We start from the raw sequence: 18,033 nt of genomic DNA on the forward strand, positions 1-18,033 counted from the left end.
TCAAAACAGTGTTTGGACCGAAGAATACCTGACATCAACAAACTGAGAGACGAAATCAATATCTGGCAACGGGAACGAAATGCGATCCGCGCAACTGTCCGCTGGAAGTTCAGCAAAGACAACGCCAGAGCAAAACTCAAAAGACACTACAATATGGTTAAAAATAAATGTTAAAGAGCACTAGTGATATTTACTCTCTTAGTGATGTGTGTATGCAGTGGAGTTGAAACAAAAGCCTATGTGATCCAAGAGAAAAATATTTCATTCGATCTGCCAGGTGCGACAATAAAACGACAGGGTTTTAATGTTTCAGGTGCAATGTTCTACGACTCTTTTGAGATAACGAAAGATAACGGCGTTGCTTATCTATATATGTACACAGTTGGGTCGCCTTGGAGCTATATGAGTTCTGAGGCCATAACCGATTTTCTTGTTGGTACAACTCGCGAAAACATGGAGAACGAAGGCTATATTGAAACCGGTAACTGGACATCTCAGGATCACTCTGGAAAATCTGTAACAGTATACAATTACTACCTGAAGGGTCAGCTGTTCGAAGTAAATCTTGCCATATGGCCACTAGAAGGTAAAAGATTTGCAGAACTCTATGCCATACTAGATCGTGATTCTACAAATAAAATAATAAATACTCTAAAAGTTGAGTAAAGTAGAATAGGTCTGCATAATTATATTTTACATTTTTCATCAAAAAGGTAATTTTCGGACCAAAGAAATCGTCTATCTCTGTAAGATGCCTATAGCTTCCGATTTTTCGCTCAGTCCGGCATGGGATCTCCACTTATATGGCTCTCTTTCTCGAATATCGACTCGAAGAGGAAGTACTTCTCAACGTACGCCTTCAGCTCCTCGTCAGATATGCATGATCTCCTCTTCTCCTCATCATACAGCCTCTTTATCTCAGAGTGTATGAGATTGAGCCGCCAGTCGTCCTTGCTCACACTGACATCCATATCGATGAGCTCTCTCAGCGCCTCCTCGACCTTGATCTTCAGAACCTCCCTGCCTGATGTCGGGCCTATCATGAGGCTTCTGGTGGCTCCCACGATCTCCGGCGGGTATGGCTCGTAGGTGAAGGGGTTCTTGATCACGCCAGCCGTGTGTATGCCGCTCTCATGCGAGAATATGTTCCTGCCAACCACTGCTTTGTTCCTCGGCACCCTTATGCCCACACGCTCCTCCATGAACTGCGCGAACTCCGTCAGGCACGATAGATCGTACTTCTCGAAGCCCTCAACCCTGGTCTTCAGAAACAGCAGAACCTTCTCAAGCTCAGCGTTGCCAGCCCTCTCCCCTATGCCCAGAAATGTGAGGTTCGACCAGTTTGCTCCGTACCAGTAGCCGACGATGGAGTTCACCGTGCCGAAGCCGAAGTCGTCGTGGATGTGCGTCTCTATGTTCTTCACCCCCATCTCGCGCAGCCTCCGGACCATGTTTGGTATCGAGTACGGATCGTTCAGACCATCAAACGGCAGCCCGTAGCCGAGGGTGTCGCAGATGCGGATGGTACAATCCCTGTCTATATCGATTATCTCCCTAACAAGTGGGTACACGAAACCCTCCAGATCCGAGCGCGTGATGTCCTCCAGATGCGCTCTGGTTCTAAGACCATGGTCGACAGCATACTGAAGCGCATTTAGATACATCTCCCGCGCAGCCTCCCTTCCAGGAAGTCCCATCTTTATCAGCATGTGCGGATCAGAGATCGACATCAGTATGCCTGTCTCCCTGATCCCGTCCATCTCCAGAACAAGATCTATATCATTCGTGTTCGCCCTGCTCCAGCCTGTTACCTCCGGGTTGCACCCCCTGTCCAGCATCTCCCTTGCAGCCCTCTTGTCGGTGCTGCTGAACAGGAATACCTCCAGCTTCTCTATGCCTATCCTGTGGAGGTACTCGTATATCCTCAGCCTGTCCCTCAGAGTTATGACTATCCCGGGCATCTGGGCTCCATCGCGAAGCGTGGAGTCGCTTATGTACACATCATTCCCGTTCGGCAATCTTATCTTCGGGAGATCCTCATAGGACATGAACCGCATGCACATCAGCCTCCATTCAGGGCTCTGTGTTCGACGTGCTGTGGTGATCGGACAACCTCTAAAAGCAGGCATCAAAGCAGGAATCCACACATGCGCGAAGAAACAGGCCCTGATCCAGATAATAAGGTCGACGATGATATTTATAAATTCTGCCCAATCTTAATTATAAAATTATATTAATATTATCAGGCGCTACTCTGTTAGGCTCTCTCATAAGATCGGGTGTATGAAGCAGGATTCCAATGACTAAACACCGGATGCCATTATCCCAAAAGTAGAAATACGCATCGATCTAATTCACAATTATGTCTCACGCCGACAGGATCATCAGGGCAGCATTCCAGTCGGATGAGGCTCTGAGGGAGGCTATAAGATCGGTCATCTCAGAGATGGGGATGAGCACCAGGGAGTTCAGCAGGATCTCATCAATACCCCAGAGCACCCTTTACAAGATACTCTCGGGGCACAGGGAGCCGAACATAACGACGCTCCGGCAGATCGTGAAGACCATCCGTGATCTCGAGGGCGGAGGCGAGAGGTTCATAGCGATAATAGCCGCCAGGCCTGTTCTGGACAAGATCGAGGAGACCAAGATGCGCATCGGGGATAAGGTCTTCACGCTCCGCGAGTACTCAGCGACAAATATCGAGGAGGCGATCATCGCTGCGGTCAGGGCAGAATCCGACGGCGCAGCCGCAGTAGTCTGTGCCCCGATCGTCAGCCCGACCGTTGAGAAACTCCTCACAATACCGGTCGCCACGATAATACCCAGGGAGAGCGTAAAGAGGGCGATAGAGGTCGCGGCAAAGAAGATAGAGGTATGAGCGCATGGGCGTCGATCTCGGGGACATTCTCACCAGAAAGAAGATCTCGATCGAGGATCTCTCGGGAAGCTGGATCGCAGTCGATGGATTCAACACCCTCTACCAGTTTCTCTCGACCATAAGACAGCCTGACGGCACACCACTAATGGATTCTTCTGGAAGGATAACATCTCATCTATCAGGACTGCTCTACCGCATGACGAACCTCGTGGAGGCCGGGATCAGGGTTGCATTTGTCTTCGATGGCAGACCTCCAGAGCTCAAGGCAGGGACGCTTGCCGCCAGGGCCCAGATGAAGGAGATCGCGGAGATCCAGCTCCAGGAGGCGATAGCCACAGGTGCTGAGAGTTTCAGGTACGCGCAGGCCACAACGAGGATAAACAGCGAGATACTCCATGACTCCATCAGGCTCCTGGACGCCATGGGGATCCCGTATGTCCAGGCCCCCTCAGAGGGCGAGGCGCAGGCAGCCTTCATGGCGATCCGCGGGGATGTTGATTACGTCGCATCCCAGGACTACGATTCCCTCCTCTTCGGAGCGCCCAGGGTTGTGAGGAACCTCGCGATCACAGGCAGGAGGAAGATGCCGAGGAAGAACGTTTACATCGAGGTCCCTCCTGAGGTAATCATCTTAGAGGATGAGCTCACCAGGCTCGGGATAAGCAGGGAGCAGCTCATAGACATAGGGATAATGTGCGGGACCGATTACAACAAAGGACTCCAGAAGGTGGGTCCGAAGAGGGCGCTCAAGCTCATAAAAGAGCATGGATGCCTGGAGGCCGTGCTCGATGCGCTGGGGGAGAGCATCGAAAATCTTCAGGAGATACGGGATATCTTTCTGCATCCGGAGGTCACGGAAAGCTACGAGCTCAGGATGAAAAAGCCCAGTATCGATGAGATTGTCGGGTTTTTATGTAACGAGAGGGACTTCTCGGAGGAGAGGGTCAGAAAAGCTGCGGAGCGCCTGAATGCATCGTTCCGCGCAGGGCAGTGCACACTTGAAAGGTGGTTCTGATGCTCATCTCAGGGTACGAGATCGATCTGGAGAAGGCGATCAGCATCATTAAAAGAGCGGGGGTCAGAAGGGTCGGCGTCCAGCTTCCCGATGGCCTGAAGAGATCCGCTGCTGAGATCTCAGGGATCATAGCGGAGACCGGCGCTCAGGTTCTTGTCTCTGGGGATCCCTGCTATGGTGCATGTGATCTGGATCTCCAGCTGTGCAGCATGGTCGATCTGATGGTGCACATAGGCCACTCGGAGATGTGCGAGAGCCTGAGCGACAGGATTGTTTACGTGGAGGCGAGGATGCCATCTGATGTTGGAGATGTCGTGGAGAGATCCCTTGGATTCCTCACGAAAAGCAGGGTGGCTGTCTGCACAACCGTCCAGCATTCTCATATGATCGATCGTGTGATTGGGATACTGAGATCTCACGGGATAGATGCCATCGCAGGCGGGCCGTCTCCGAGAACAAGGCACCGGGGGCAGGTTCTCGGCTGCTGCTACACAGCCGCCAGGGTCGGGGCAGAGGAGGCTCTCTTCATAGGCACCGGCAGGTTCCATCCTCTGGGCCTCTCGATGGCGACAGGCATGCGGGTGGTAGCAGCGGATCCTGTAACAGGCTCGGTGGAGGAGATAGATTCGCAGGGTTTTCTAAGGTGGAGATACGGGATCATCGCCAGAGCATCGGATGCGAAGAGGATTGGGATCCTGATATCGAAGAAGCCGGGACAGAGGAGATGCGTGACCGCGAGGAGGCTCAGATCTCTCGGTAGATCTAAAGGAAAGAGCATGCTTGATGTCTACATAGACAGAATCGAGCCTGAGAGGATTCTCGATCTCGGCCTGGACGCGGTAGTCTCGACAGCATGCCCGAGAATCGCCCTCGATGACGCCCGCAGGTACAGCGTTCCCGTTCTGACACCGCCAGAGTTTGAAATGGCGCTTGGCACGAGAAACGATTACGTCTTCGACGAGATCCTCGAGGCATGCGGCGAGCCCGAAAGCACTTGATGGCCAGCAGGGGGCTCTCCGGAGAGCTTAGCACCGGAAGCGCGCGAGGATTCACTGTACCAGTCAAAGATGCACACAGGTTGATACGTATTTATATAAAAATACATCAAAAATTGTGTGCTTATGAAGCCTCGCGCCGTTAGCAGGACCTCCTGGAGGTGATCGCCTCCAGATCACTCAGGAACAGATCGAGGTTCTCCTGGGTCATGTGCGGCATCAGTATGAGCCTCAGCGCCTTTGGCTCTCTGGTCATCGAGACGTGCCAGCCCCTCTCAAGCAGCGCCCTCCTGACCCCAGGCGGATCATCGATCTTCAGCGCGACAACGTTCATCACAGGCTCTATGACTGGCTCGATGCCCATGGAACGGGCCTCTGAGACGAGATGCGCCGTCATCTCCATGCATCTCCTGACAACCTTCCTGTAACCATCAGTGCCGAGATGCATGATCACAGCGTATGTGGCAGCGGCTGCAGCTCCGCTCCTGGTGCCCGTCAGCGATGCCTGTCTCGCGACAGTCAGGTAGTACGTCTCTGTCTCAAGCCGTTTTACATGATCCGGACTCCTGAAGATCAAACCGCCGGCTGGAATCGGACTCATGCCCATCTTGTGCGGATCGATGGTTATCGACTGCACCCCCTCAACCCTGAAATCCCAGTGGTACTCTCTTTCAAGGAACGGCAGAACGAACCCGCCGAATGCTGCATCCACATGAAGAGGTATTCCGTTCTCGATCGCGAGCTCTGAGAGATCCTCAATTGGATCGACCTGGCCGAACTCTGTTGTTCCGGCGATGCCAACAACACACACCGTGTTCTCATCGATCAGCCTCTCGACATCCCCGACATCCACCCTGAGCATCTCATCGAGCTCTGCCTTCCGAACCTCCAGGTTGAGGAGATCCGCGATCTTATCAAAGGAGAAGTGAGCCGATTTTGGAACGACTATGTTCCCGTCGCGCCTGCCGGATGAGTTCCTGGCGGCGCGTATCGCCTGGATGTTCGACTCGGTTCCGCCTGTTGATATGTAGCCTGATGCATCGGGGCATCCCAGTAGGGACCCAAGAATCCCAACAACCCTGCGCTCGATCTCCGATGTTCCTGGGAACAACCCGGGATCGCCCAGGTTCGTCTCCAGGAACATGGTGTATGCCCGTACCGCCACGGGATGAGGGCGTGTGCACATTGTGGAGAGGAGACGTTCGTAGGAGGAGTCCCTCCCACGCATCTCCCTCAGGAGATCCTCGACGGTCTCCTCTGACAGACCTTTCTCCGGGAACGTGTACATCATCGATTCCTTGCAGCCTCTAGGAGTATCGAGAGCTCCGCCCTTGCCACAGTCTCCCTCACAGCAGCCACCGCATCGATGTTCGCGGATATGCTGTCTATCCCGATCTCGACAAGCCGCCTGGCCATCTCCGGATATGATCCAGCCTGGCCGCATATCGATGTCTTGACACCGGCCTTCTTGCACCGCTCCACAACATACTCTATGAGCTTGATGACCGCTGGATGCATCTCAGAGTACAGGCCAGCGACGTTCTCGTTGTTCCTGTCCACGGCGAGCGTGTATTGGGTGAGATCGTTCGTGCCGAACGATATGAAGTCCAGTCCCTCCTCGATGAAGTCCTCGATTGTGAGCGCAGCAGCCGGCGTCTCGACCATTATCCCCACATCGATCCTGCTCAGATCCAGCCCTTCCTCGACCATGATCTCTTTCGCCCGTTTGAGCTCGCTCACGTGCTGGACCATTGGAAGCATGATCCCCACGTTTGTGAGCCCGAGCTCGTGTAGCTTCTTGAACGCCCTTATCTCCAGCCGGAAGTGCTCCACCTCTGTGAGGTCCCTCCGTATCCCGCGCCAGCCGAGCATCGGGTTGTGCTCGATCGGCTCGTTCTCGCCGCCCTCCATCGCACGGAATTCGTCCGTGGGCGCGTCCAGGGTTCTCACCCACACAGGCTTCGGGTAAAATGCATCTGCCACTATCTTGATGTTCCTGACGAGCTCATTGACGTACTCCTCGCTCCGTCCTGATCGTATGTAATAACCAGGTGTCTTCCCCAGCCCCAGGATCATGTGCTCTATTCTGAGAAGACCCACACCGTCTGCCATCGTTGCGGCTGCAGCCTGTGCTCTCGTGGGCTCGCTGATGTTGACCTTGACCTCTGTCGCTGTCACCGGCTTGTAGGCCACAGCGACCGGCTGAGCCTTCTTCTCCTCGGCCACGGCCACCTTTCCCTCGTAGACCTGGCCCTTGGTGCCATCGACTGTGACAACCATCCCATCCCTGAGCACTTTTGTTGCGTTCTTTGTCCCCACAACCGCGGGGCAGCCGAGCTCGCGGCTCACTATGGCAGCATGACATGCCATGCCGCCCTCGTCTGTGACTATTGCTCCCGCGCGCCTCATTGCAGGGACCATGTCGGGCATGGTCATGCGGGTGACCATTATGTCCCCGTCCTTTATCTTCTCCAGATCCCTGACTCCGGAGATGATCCTCACGGTGCCGGTGGCCGTGCCTGGAGACGCTCCGAGACCTGTGACCAGGACCCGGGCCGTGCCGGGAGCCTCTGCCGCGGCCTTTGCGGCGCTTTTTGCTATCGTTGTTATCGGCCTTGACTGTAGGATGTATATCTTGTTCTTCTGCACGCCCCACTCTATGTCCTGGGGTATACCGTAGTGCCTCTCCAGGATCTCCGCATACTTCGCGAGATCCAGTATCTCGCTCTCGGTGAGAACCTGCGCATCCCTCTTCTCCGGTGGAACCGGTACTGTCACGGTCTTCGAGGTCACAGGATCCCTGACGATCATGATCTCCTTCGTGGCGATCATCTTGTGGACTATCTTCTTGGAGGTTCTATCAACAACGTAGTTATCCGGAGACACACTGCCGCTGACAACCGCCTCTCCGAGACCCCATGCTGCCTCGATCACAACAAGCGGCTCTCCTGTGCTCGGCTGGGAGCTGAACATGACCCCTGACTTCTCCGAGTCGACCATCTTCTGGACTATCGCGGAGAGGTTGACCTTCTCATGCTCGAAGCCCTGCTCGACCCTGTAGAATATCGCCCTCGCGCCGTAAAGTGATGCCCAGCACTTTTTAACGGCCTCGAACACAGCATCAGCGCCCCTGACGTTCAGGTATGTCTCCTGCTGGCCTGCGAAGCTCGCATCCGGAAGATCCTCTGCGGTCGCGCTGGATCTGACAGCGACGAAAACCTCCTCGCCCTCCCGCTCGCAGAGCTCCCTGTACCTCTCCTTTATCGCGTTCTCTATGTCCTTTGGAACCTCTGCATCCATCACGATCTTCTTGGCCCTGGCCTCTGCCCTCAGAAGCTCCTCAGGGTTGTTCACATCCACTTTCAGAGAGTCGAAGAGCTCTTTAGCAATGCCTGCACGCTCGATGAACTGCCGGAAGGCCTGTGCCGTGACCGCAAACCCGCCAGGTACAGGAATGCCGATGTTTATCATCTCGCCCAGGCTCGCGCCCTTCCCGCCGACTACAGGTATATCCTCCTTCCCCACCTCTTCAAGCCAAACAACGATCGCCATTAAAGTCAGCCTCTTAGCGTTATCATGAGAGATGGTGGTGCTTCAATTCGCGACCGTATATTACTCTTTCCTTTCAGATACAATGAGGTGGATGATCTCAAAATTACAGATCAGAATATGCTCGTCAGGGTCCAGAATTACTGATCAACGAAATCGCTATCATCCAAATCGGTCAATCATCAGACACTCTTCTAAGAATGCGATTTATCTCAACATATTGATCATGTTCGCAGATCACCGGACCTGCAGCTCCCTGGCAACCTCCGCAGCCCTCCTGAGCGCCTTTATGGCATCCTCCCTCTTGAGATCCTCACGTCTGCTCTCAAGAAATCTCCTGAACTGTAGAAGCGTCTCCTCCGGAACCCTGCATCTGGCATCTCTTATCAGATTCTCATAGCTTCTGGAAGGAAAGTACCTGGCCCTCGCAATCTCCAGCAGATCTGCGGCGCTTTTCTCATCGATGAGGCCCTCGTTCACAGCCAGCCTGAGGTTGTGGCGTATGTTGACCAGAGGCTCGGAGAGTGGCTCGAGCGTCACGGGATCGAAGACCAGGGCGACCTCGTCGTCAGCGACTATCTCTCCGCTCTTATACGCACTGTAGATCTCGCCGACGCCCTCCATGCCATAGACATCCATCTCAGCTGCCCTCAGAGCTCCCATGCTTGAGGCGCCAATCACCCGCACGCCCATCTGGAGCGCCTCGAGGATCTCCTTGTGCGCCACAGAGGAGTCCTGGAAGAAGACGCCGTCTATCAGGCATATTATGTCCGCTCCATCTCTTGCAGCCGCGAGAACGTCTCCGCGCCTGGCTGGCGGCCTGTAATCCGCATCCAGGATGGAGCGCGCCTCATCATGAGGCATGCTTGGACCCAGAAACACGACGACTCTTGGCATCCCTGCACCGCTTGCCGACCCTCTCCGGATCCACAGCCGAGATCTCCAGCCCGGGCACTATCACCCTGACCACGGGCACCATTATCTCAGGAGCCGTGAGATCCACAACTATCGCCCTCTCAAACCCGGCCGACTGAAGCCTATCGAGAATATGTTTGATATCATCCAGAAAATCATCGGTATCATAAGACTTTATGGAGCTGAAATCCTCCTCGCGCTCGTACTCGAACCAGTGCCTGTTAAGGCGCTTCAGCCTTTCGTATCCCATCATGCGCCTGAAATCCGCGCTCACAGTATCCTCCCTGGCGCCATGTATCTGTGTGAGCCGGCTCTGTGCGACCTCTGTGAGCGCTCTCAGAAGCGCCACCTCTGGGTCGGTGTGCGTGCCCATCCCTGCGGTCAGAAGCGCCGGATCCCTCAGCCTCACATCATCTGAGACCGCGGCGAATGTTGTAACGCCCACATCGCTTGTTATATCCCTCACGTAAACCCGGACCTCCGCGCGCTGGAACATACCAAGAAGCTCCCCTGCAAGGCCGTCACCGTTGTATCGAAGCAGCGGCCCCATGCTCCTGGTGTGTTCTGCGACCGACCACGCATCCCTCTCGACGACCTCTGCAAGCCCGTGGAAGATCGCCTCCTCCAGCTGGTTCCCGGATGCAAGGCCTGTGGTGTTTGTCCTGAACAGACGCGTGTAGCTCGAGGGAAGCGGATGAAATACTGCGTTCGCAGGAACCAGGATCTCCTCCTCCCCTATGAGATCATATCCCCTCACCCACGGGATCTCTGCATCTGGATCAGCACCTCTCGGAAGTATGAGCTCCTCTGGATTTAACGCGTTCTCCCTGAGCTCCGAGAACCTGGCAGTTATGAGATCAGCATTGCGGACCTCTGCAGAGTATCTCTCGATGCCCTCCATTATGGCAGAGACCTTCGCCTCGGTCGGCGTGGCCCCCTTTCCATTGTAAACGGATATCGCGCCCTTCTCTGCCGTCGGTCTTATCGATGTGAATACAGGTATGCCTATCCGGTCGAGGTTGGTTATGTCCGCAACCCTTGTTATTCCGGCTGCGGGCATCTTTCTCTCCACAATCTCCAGCGTCTCCTCAGGAGGCAGAGCACGGTGTGTGTCCTTCTTGTACCTCTTCAGGCAGGATCTCAGTCGCAACTCACCATCTCCTGGCCGGTGATGGCTTCAGGATCCTCTCCGCGTCTCCCTTTAGAAGCATGTTGGTCAGGGCGCTCAGGGAGCAGAGTGTGCCGCGCCCCTCGATCTCCTCTCCAGCAAGCCTGGCGACTATGTAGCCCTCAGCCGAGACCTCGATCTCCGCGCCGATCTCTGTGAGCCGCTGCAGGATTATGTTTCCAGTGGCGCCCATGGACTTGTCCATCCAGCAGTGCTTGAACGGGCAGAGGTTGCAGTAGAGCTTGAACTGCTCTGCGCTCGCCTGCGGCACAAGCCCTGCGGCGATCTCAGCCTTCACAGTGGCGTATGCCATGCAGCATCCCAGAACCCTGCTGGCCAGAACCTCATCTCCCCTCGCCAGGGTGACACGGACGTGGCCGTGCTCTATCTCGTATCTGTTCTCTAGACCGAGATCGAGCTTCTTCCTCCCTGTGTTCGGCTTACCCTCAAGCGTTTTTTTAATATGATCAGCGATCTCCGGCGTGATCGCGGCGGCGATCGTGACCGCACATGTGGGGCAGTAGGATGGAGGAGATGATGTGATCACATTCCCCTTTGAGTCGAAGAATGTTGCCACCACGCCCAGCCCCTCCCGCCTGATCAGTGTTCTCCCGCCCATCTCCTTCACCATGTTCAGCGCCAGGACCGCTGGGGTCACGACCCTGCCGTAGCCGAAGAGCGCTGCAACCCTCTCCACGATATCCTGGGTGCTGGTCCCATCTCTTCTGAGAGAATCCTCAAGATCAGCGGGCACTATCCCCGCATCCAGCTCAGCTGCAAGGACTGCGGGCGACCAGACGATGCCGAAACCCTCCCCGATCACCTCTCCTCTGTCGTCTGTTATCCTGGCGAGTATTCCTGAAGGACGCTCGTATGCGAGGATGGACCCCCCTGTGGCGCACACCTCCTCAGCTATGGCGTGGCAGGTGCCGCAAGCGCCCTCCCTGGGGCGGATCCTCCTCGCAACACGCTTCACAAGCTCGTCCATGTACATACTATTAGGAATTGTCACGATGCTCCTATTAACTTTGTGGAGTGCCTGAGGCCTATAATAACATCCTCGCGACGTTACAGCGATCACGAAAATCTCGCAGAAGTTGTTCCCAGCATTCCAGAGACATAGCAGCGCCTCTGTACAAAGGTCCTTCATGCATAGCAATTTTCCCAAGTGATCTCATGCTACTGAATGCATGCGATCTGGCTTGATACTGACAGGTCTGCGTACTGCAAAACTCCAAGTACTATTAGCTCAACGTCACCAATGTGTATATAGTCGCAGACGCCTCTGTGTTCATACTTGGAAAGCCGCTGAAGGGAGAGGTGATCACGGTTCCTGCGGTGGAGCAGGAGCTCAAGGACATCCGCTCGAGGATCAAGCTGCAGATCTCAGATGTGAGGATCGAACCACCCACAAAAGAGGCCCTTAAAAGGGCGACAGATGCGGCAAGGGAGACAGGAGATCTCTCAAGGCTCTCACAGACGGATCTGGAGGTCCTTGCCAAGGCCATAGAGTATGATGCAGTGCTTGCCACAGACGACTACGCTCTCCAGAACGTCGCGGTCCATCTGGGTCTCAGGGTCGAGCCGGTCGTCCAGCGTGGAATAAGGCGGTTCATAAAGCGCACACAGAGATGCCCCGGATGCGGCAGAGCCTTTGAGGGAGATCTCTGTCCTGTATGCGGAACACCTCCCAGAGGAAGGAAAAGGGGATGATAATCATGAAGAGTATAGAGGATCTGATAAAGAAAGCCACAGAGCTCAAGTCTGAGGGCCTCTCAGAGGGCCAGATATCTGAGGAGCTGAACGTCTCCAGGGAGACCGTCACCTGGCTTCTAACGCACGCGGAGCGCGCCACCGTCCCCGGGCCGAAGGATATCTCGGTGGACTGGTCGATGATAGGAAGGAGCGCCTACAGGCTGAGCCACATAGCACAGGCGCTCTCAGAGATGATATTCGATGTCCTGGACGAAAAGGAGCTTGACATCGATATGGTCGTGGGCGTGGCGCTGAGCGGTGTCCCCCTCGCGAGCATGGTCGCGAACCATATGGGTGTTGGGCTCGCTGTCTACATGCCCACAAAGCAGATGGCATCGCAGGATGTCAAACCCCATGGAAACCTGAGCACGAACTTCGCCGACGTCAATGGCAGGGAGTGCGTCATTGTGGATGATGTGATAACATCTGGCAGGACCCTGGAGGAGGCGGTCGCATACCTGGATGATCACGGCGCCAAGACGAATGTCATAGCGGTGCTGATCGACAAGAGGGGCGTGGACAGCATCGCAGGCGTGCCGGTCTGCTCCCTGCTGAAGGTCATCAGGGTGAACTAGCGATCTTTATTTTTTTTGTGTCGGATATGTTATGAGAATCCGCAAGCAGAAGACGGTTCCAGGAATGCATGGAGAATCGATCGTAATCGATATCTGGAGAAGTTATCTAGAAAGGTTCTCAAACACAGCATTTTTATGCTCTGTACGTGCAGCCAGCGCAAGGGAATTTTCTGTGCACGATCTCGAAAACGTATGCTGCGGATCTGGATTTTCAGAGCTCAGGAAATGCCCATCAGCATGCCTGTTCTCTGTAAACCGTTGCGCGCAGGACAGCAGTGTGATTCCTGCTGTAGTACTGATTTGCATGCCGTGACCCACTTTGACCCCCTTGCAGCTGCTCCGATAACAAACTCTTATAACTCCCTTATGACATTGGCCGTATGTGCGCTCAGTCAGTCTCATAATACCCACCCTGAACGAAGCGGACACGATCGGCGAATGCATAAGGAGATCGCGCGCTGTCCTCCAGAGCATTGCCTCCGAGTGGGAGATAATCGTCGTAGACAGCTCTGATGATGAAACCCCAAGGATAGCTGAGAGACAGGGCGCCAGGGTGGTGAGATCCGAGGCTCTCGGATACGGAAGGGCGTACCTGAGGGGCTTCGGGGCGGCATCCGGGGAATACATCGTTCTCATGGACGGGGATCTGACATATGCACCTGAGGACATACCAAAGCTTCTGAAGCTGCTCGACGATGGCGCGGATCTGGCGATGGGCAGCAGGCTCCGCGGCAGGATACATCCAGGAGCGATGCCGGCGCTTCACAGATACATTGGAAATCCCGTTCTCACATGGATCCTCAACCATCTCTACTCCATCAGAGTCTCTGACGCACACTGCGGGCTCAGAGCGATAAGGAGGGATGCTCTTGAGAGGATGCATCTTAGAACCACTGGCATGGAGTTCGCCTCGGAGATGCTGGTCGAGGCATCCCGGCAGGGTCTCAGGATCGCCGAGGCGCCGATCGATTACTATCCACGGGGGAAAGGTGGATCGAAGCTCCGCTCGTTCTCAGACGGCTGGCGCCATCTGAGATTCATGATGCTCTATCAGCCGATCCCGTTTCTCGTAGCGCCCGGGGCGCTGGTGATGGCTCTGGGCATGATGCTCACCGCCGGGGTCCTTCTTGTATCCCGCTCCTCTGAGCTCCGTATGCACTCACTGATCCTTGGAATAATGATGCTCTTCATCGGATACCAGACGCTCCTGGCGGGCGTTCACTTCAGCATATTCGGCGCCATGCACGGAATCGCGAGCAGCTGGCTTGCAGATAGGCTGCTGAGCTATCACTCCCTGGAGAAGGAGATTCTTCTGGGGATGGCTTTCATAACCGCAGGCATCGCGATCGGTGGTAGGGTGCTGATGAGCTGGATCAGCTCCGGCTTCGGATCGCTTGCGGAGGTCCAGAGCGCAATGATCGCGATGGTCTTCTCCATGATCGGGATCCAGACAATATTCTCAGGCATGCTCATAAGCCTCTTCCTGCTCACAGACGGCAGGGAGTGATCTGAGCATGATCCTCTGAGGGCAGGGCGGATCGCCATGAGAATCGCATATGTTTATGACGCAGTGTACCCCTGGATCAAGGGCGGGGCTGAGAGGAGGGTTTACGAGCTCTCGCAGAGGCTCGCCCGGAGGGGGCATGAGGTCCACTGCTACGGAGCCAGATGGTGGGGTGGAGAGAGGAGGATCAACCTGGGCGGTGTCTGGCATCACGGCGTCTGCCCGCCACATCCGTTATACATAAACAATAAAAGGTCGGTGAAGCAGGCCCTGCTCTTCTCGCTTGGCGTTCTCAGGAAGCTCGAGGGCGGATTTGATGTGATCGACTGCCAGGAGTTCCCGTATCTCTCATGCTTCTCCGCAAGACTCCGCTCCGGAGGAGCATCTCTCTTCATAACATGGCACGAGATCTGGGGCGATTACTGGCTCGATTACCTGGGCATCCTGGGTCATCTTGGAATGGCCGTTGAGAGAGCTGCTGCGATGCTTACCGGCAACAACATAGCTGTCTCTGAGATGACGGGGAGGGAGCTGATGAGGCTCGGGGCCGAGAGCACCGTGGTTCCGAACGGAATAGATTTCATGCATATTCAATCAATCATGCCCGCGGATTCTGAGCACGATCTTGTGTTCGCAGGAAGGCTGGTCTCCCACAAGAACCTTCACATGCTTCTGGAGGCCATCGCTCAACTTTCGGAGGTGAATCTACTCATAATCGGGGAGGGCCCGGAGGCGCCGCGGCTTCGCGCCCTCTCAAGATCGCTGGGTTTGGATAAGAGGGTGAGATTCAGCGGCTTCCTCAAATACGAGGACACCATCGCTCTGATCAAGTCCTCGAGGGCTTTCGTGCTCCCGTCAACGAGGGAGGGGTTCGGGATGGCCGCGCTGGAGGCTATGGCATGCGGGGTTCCTGTTGTCACGGTGCGCCACAGGATGAACGCCGCATGTGACCTTCTCACCCATGAGACAGGTGTGATCGCAGATCCCTCCCCGGGCTCGCTGGCAGGTGCAATCAGTACAGCGCTCGATCTACCAGGAAGCGCTGGCCAGAAGTGCAGGGAGATCGCCAGGCGGTACGACTGGGATGTGATATGCGGAGAGATCGAGAGGGTGTATGCCGCGGGCGTATGAGATGCTGCATCGAGGCCCCTGGAAAGCATGATACGACAGCGTCAAATCAATCCTTATTTATCGAGGTAACAGGGGGATCTATTCGATGATCACCATCAGGACATCAGGAGAGAAATGCCTCTGCGATTTCACCTTCGATTTCTACTGGCAGCACAGAGGCTCGCGTTTCGATCCTGATGCTGAGATCGATGGATGGAGCTACAGGGCTCTGGTGGACGCGCTCAGGCGCGGCGGGACCGTGAGGATCTTGGGAGATGTGGGGAGCAGGCTCTGCTCCAGCATGGGAGTGGATCTGATGAGGCTGGGCGGGAGCGGTGGCGCTGTGGATGCAGGGAAGGTGATAGTGGATGGAGACGTGGGCCCGAGGATGGGGATCTCGATGATCCGAGGCACTATCTACGTTAGCGGCAGGGTCGAGGAGCCGCTGGGAAACGTCATCGAGGTTGAGAGCGATCTGTCTGGGTACAGAAGGTTTGTGTCCATAACAGAGCTTCTTGAGAGGGGGTATTCTCCCCTGCATCCGAACGAGCTGTCTGATGGCGTTCTCAGGATATCTGATGGCATAACCAGAGAGACGATAGGAGCGAGGAACTGCTCTCCCATGAGGATCGAGGTCTTCGGGAATGCGGGAATGAGCGCAGGAATCCTCATGCGCTTGGGGGTTCTCGAGATCCACGGCAGCTCGGGCAGGAACACAGGGGTTCTGCTCAGCGGTGGAACTGTGGTTGTGCACGGCGACACGGAGGATTTCACGGCGACAGAGATGAGATCTGGCGAGATCTTCGTGAAGGGAAACGCAGGCGGTTTTGCGTGCTCCAGGATGCGCGGTGGGTGTGTGTTTGCGAGGGAGTGCAGGCCGGTGCCTCCAGCCAGGAACACCTCACCCGGTCCGGATGATCTCCGGAGAATCTCGAGGATCTTCGGCATCAGCAGCATTCACGCGATGATGTACCGGAAAATTGTGCCTGTATGATGCTGATCTCAGTGATTCGGGAAAAATCACCGTGTTCGCTCACATGGGGTCTCAGTATTCGAGGTGCTGGGAAGCAGCTAATTTTATAATCCACATCTCACTCTCATAGGGTGGTACGATGAGCGAGATGCGAGAGCTTGTCATAAACGAGGAGGAGATCCGTGACTTTCTTCTGGAGCGTCTCAGGCTTGAGGGAAAGAGCGCAGAGGCCCTCGATAAGCTGAGCCTGCCGTTCCTGTTCGCGTCGGGCAGCGAGCTCCTGCGCACATACATCCTGAACGCGTCGGGTTTTGCATCGACGCTTCCCGACAAGTACAAGATTCCACAGAGAGGATACATCTGGTACATGTTCTCGCAGGCTGTCAGGGAGATAGAGGTGCGCCCAAAGGAGATTCTGATCAGATACGAGCTCCAGGACAGCTACATGCTCCCGTTCAGGCAGTTCTACCTCTAGTGCAGCCTTCCCTTCAGCTTCCCGGCCAGCGCCAGCCGGCCCAGCCTGAGCTCCGCCTCCCTCAGGAGCGGCGATGGCTCCCGGGATTCCAGCGGAGTTCCCGGCAGAGGCATGAACCTGTGGGCTCTGACCCTGCCCCCCATTCCCACTATCCTCTCAGCCAGCTCGACCGTGAGCATCTGGTCCTCCTCGCTCTCCCCGGGTAGGCAGAGTATCAGGTCGACATTCGGGATTATGCCATGGTCGATGCAGAGCTCGCATGCCATCTCGATATCATGCACAGAATGACCCCTGTTGATCGATCTCAGAATCCTGTCGCTCCCCGACTGTCCGCCTATGCTGAGCGTTCGGTTCGTGCAGTATGTGTTTATGAGCTCAAGCGCTCTCTCTGATACGAAGTCAGGCCGCACCTCCGATGGGAACGTGCCGAAGTATACCGGCCTGCCGAGTTCTGAGAGCGTCCTCAGCAGCATCTCGACCCTCTCCAGTCTCGGTCTGAGACCGTCTGAGCCGTATGCGAGAGCGTTCGGGGACGTGAACCGGAGATCCATGTGCATCCTGGCATGGCTGAGGATCGATGGTATGGAACGATGGCGCATGACGCTTCCGCAGAGCCTTGGTGTCTGGCAGTATGCGCAGCCCCATGGACACCCCCTGCTTATCTCTATAGGCGCGAGGAGAGGGCGGGAGAATGAGGGATATAGATCGAGGTCCACGAAATCCCTGCGCTCCGTCACTACCAGCTCCCCGTCCTTCATGTATGCTATCCCCTTCACAGATCCCGGATCGCGGCCCGATCGGAGAGCATCGATGAGCTCTGGCAGCGTCTCCTCGCCCTCTCCTATCACAACGTAATCGAAGTGCCTGAGGACCTCTGCAGGCCTTGCAGATGGATGTGGCCCACCAGCGATGAACAGAGATCTCATGCCTGAACTGCGAGCTGCATCTACCTCTCTGTAGACCTCCTCGGCCTGCGGGGTTGCAATGCTGTAGAGCATGATTCCCGGCCTCGGGCCATCAGCAAGCCTGGCGCCGCTCACTAGCGGCAGCAGAGCTGCTATCGTGTACCTGTTCTTCCTGCTCCACCTAAACCATACATCAGGCCCGGACATCGCCAC

The 18,033-nt window shown here is 55.6% G+C and carries 17 protein-coding genes and 1 pseudogene; 11 read left to right on the forward strand and 7 right to left on the reverse strand.

The features are described from left to right. Both QFX31_RS07420 and QFX31_RS07425 read left to right on the forward strand, forming a co-directional pair. Window positions 1-174, forward strand: a pseudogene (locus QFX31_RS07420) (IS630 family transposase); the annotation flags it as partial. Between the two features lie 27 nt (window positions 175-201). Continuing rightward, window positions 202-666 (forward strand): hypothetical protein, encoded by a 465-nt coding sequence (locus tag QFX31_RS07425; protein WP_348531478.1) that lies wholly within the window; start codon window positions 202-204, stop codon window positions 664-666. Window positions 667-776: 110 nt separating this feature from the next. On the opposite strand, the gene QFX31_RS07430 is transcribed toward QFX31_RS07425, so the two are convergent. Further along, on the reverse strand, window positions 777-2,057 hold the full coding sequence (locus QFX31_RS07430; RefSeq protein WP_348531479.1) for an isopropylmalate synthase: 1,281 nt from the start codon (window positions 2,055-2,057) through the stop codon (window positions 777-779). Window positions 2,058-2,362: 305 nt separating this feature from the next. On the opposite strand from QFX31_RS07430, the gene QFX31_RS07435 reads away from it, so the two are divergent. The 3 genes from QFX31_RS07435 to dph2 are packed head-to-tail and all read left to right on the forward strand — an operon-like array spanning window position 2,363 to window position 4,894. After that, window positions 2,363-2,881, forward strand: coding sequence for a helix-turn-helix domain-containing protein (locus QFX31_RS07435; protein ID WP_324303869.1), 519 nt, complete (start codon window positions 2,363-2,365; stop codon window positions 2,879-2,881). 4 nt (window positions 2,882-2,885) lie between these two features. Next, the gene (gene fen / locus QFX31_RS07440; protein WP_348531480.1) at window positions 2,886-3,896 is read left to right on the forward strand and encodes a flap endonuclease-1; all 1,011 of its coding nucleotides are present in this window, start codon (window positions 2,886-2,888) and stop codon (window positions 3,894-3,896) included. Further along, the gene (gene dph2, locus QFX31_RS07445) at window positions 3,896-4,894 is read left to right on the forward strand and encodes a diphthamide biosynthesis enzyme Dph2 (protein ID WP_348531481.1); all 999 of its coding nucleotides are present in this window, start codon (window positions 3,896-3,898) and stop codon (window positions 4,892-4,894) included. Before fen ends, dph2 begins: the two co-directional genes overlap by 1 nt. A 139-nt stretch (window positions 4,895-5,033) precedes the next feature. Here the strand turns inward: dph2 and mfnA are convergent, their stop codons facing one another. From mfnA to QFX31_RS07470, 5 genes are all read right to left on the reverse strand, one after another. Continuing rightward, a complete protein-coding gene (mfnA, locus tag QFX31_RS07450) occupies window positions 5,034-6,182 on the reverse strand; it encodes a tyrosine decarboxylase MfnA (protein ID WP_348531482.1) in 1,149 nt (382 codons plus the stop codon). Then, window positions 6,179-8,443 (reverse strand): phosphoenolpyruvate synthase, encoded by a 2,265-nt coding sequence (gene ppsA / locus QFX31_RS07455; protein WP_348531483.1) that lies wholly within the window; start codon window positions 8,441-8,443, stop codon window positions 6,179-6,181. The genes mfnA and ppsA overlap by 4 nt, the downstream gene beginning before the upstream one ends. Before the next feature lie 234 nt (window positions 8,444-8,677). Continuing rightward, window positions 8,678-9,337, reverse strand: a complete 660-nt coding sequence (locus QFX31_RS07460) for a TfuA-related McrA-glycine thioamidation protein (protein WP_348531484.1) — start codon at window positions 9,335-9,337, stop codon at window positions 8,678-8,680. Beyond that, on the reverse strand, window positions 9,294-10,505 hold the full coding sequence (locus QFX31_RS07465) for a YcaO-related McrA-glycine thioamidation protein (RefSeq protein ID WP_348531485.1): 1,212 nt from the start codon (window positions 10,503-10,505) through the stop codon (window positions 9,294-9,296). The genes QFX31_RS07460 and QFX31_RS07465 overlap by 44 nt, the downstream gene beginning before the upstream one ends. A 1-nt stretch (window position 10,506) precedes the next feature. Continuing rightward, window positions 10,507-11,517 carry a hypothetical protein gene (locus QFX31_RS07470; RefSeq protein WP_348531486.1) on the reverse strand — a complete coding sequence of 337 codons (1,011 nt, stop codon included), beginning with the start codon at window positions 11,515-11,517 and terminating at the stop codon, window positions 10,507-10,509. A 269-nt stretch (window positions 11,518-11,786) separates the two neighbouring features. On the opposite strand from QFX31_RS07470, the gene QFX31_RS07475 reads away from it, so the two are divergent. From QFX31_RS07475 to QFX31_RS07500, 6 genes are all read left to right on the forward strand, one after another. Further along, a complete protein-coding gene (locus QFX31_RS07475) occupies window positions 11,787-12,236 on the forward strand; it encodes a PIN domain-containing protein (RefSeq protein WP_348531487.1) in 450 nt (149 codons plus the stop codon). A 5-nt stretch (window positions 12,237-12,241) separates the two neighbouring features. Next, window positions 12,242-12,853 (forward strand): orotate phosphoribosyltransferase-like protein, encoded by a 612-nt coding sequence (locus tag QFX31_RS07480; RefSeq protein ID WP_297759032.1) that lies wholly within the window; start codon window positions 12,242-12,244, stop codon window positions 12,851-12,853. Window positions 12,854-13,235: 382 nt separating this feature from the next. Further along, entirely contained in the window at window positions 13,236-14,360 is a 1,125-nt protein-coding gene (locus QFX31_RS07485) for a glycosyltransferase family 2 protein (protein WP_348531488.1), read from the forward strand. A gap of 36 nt (window positions 14,361-14,396) precedes the next feature. Then, complete coding sequence (locus QFX31_RS07490) at window positions 14,397-15,488, forward strand: glycosyltransferase family 4 protein (RefSeq protein ID WP_348531489.1); 1,092 nt, start codon at window positions 14,397-14,399, stop codon at window positions 15,486-15,488. Between the two features lie 85 nt (window positions 15,489-15,573). Next, on the forward strand, window positions 15,574-16,461 hold the full coding sequence (locus tag QFX31_RS07495; RefSeq protein WP_348531490.1) for a tributyrin esterase: 888 nt from the start codon (window positions 15,574-15,576) through the stop codon (window positions 16,459-16,461). Window positions 16,462-16,579: 118 nt separating this feature from the next. Then, window positions 16,580-16,915, forward strand: a complete 336-nt coding sequence (locus tag QFX31_RS07500) for a hypothetical protein (protein WP_348531491.1) — start codon at window positions 16,580-16,582, stop codon at window positions 16,913-16,915. Here the strand turns inward: QFX31_RS07500 and QFX31_RS07505 are convergent. Beyond that, on the reverse strand, window positions 16,912-18,027 hold the full coding sequence (locus QFX31_RS07505) for a TIGR04013 family B12-binding domain/radical SAM domain-containing protein (protein WP_348531492.1): 1,116 nt from the start codon (window positions 18,025-18,027) through the stop codon (window positions 16,912-16,914). The two genes, QFX31_RS07500 and QFX31_RS07505, sit on opposite strands and share 4 nt — an antisense overlap. Window positions 18,028-18,033 lie beyond the last annotated feature (6 nt).

The sequence above is a fragment of the Methanothrix sp. genome (assembly GCF_030055635.1).
Lineage (GTDB): Archaea > Halobacteriota > Methanosarcinia > Methanotrichales > Methanotrichaceae > Methanothrix_B.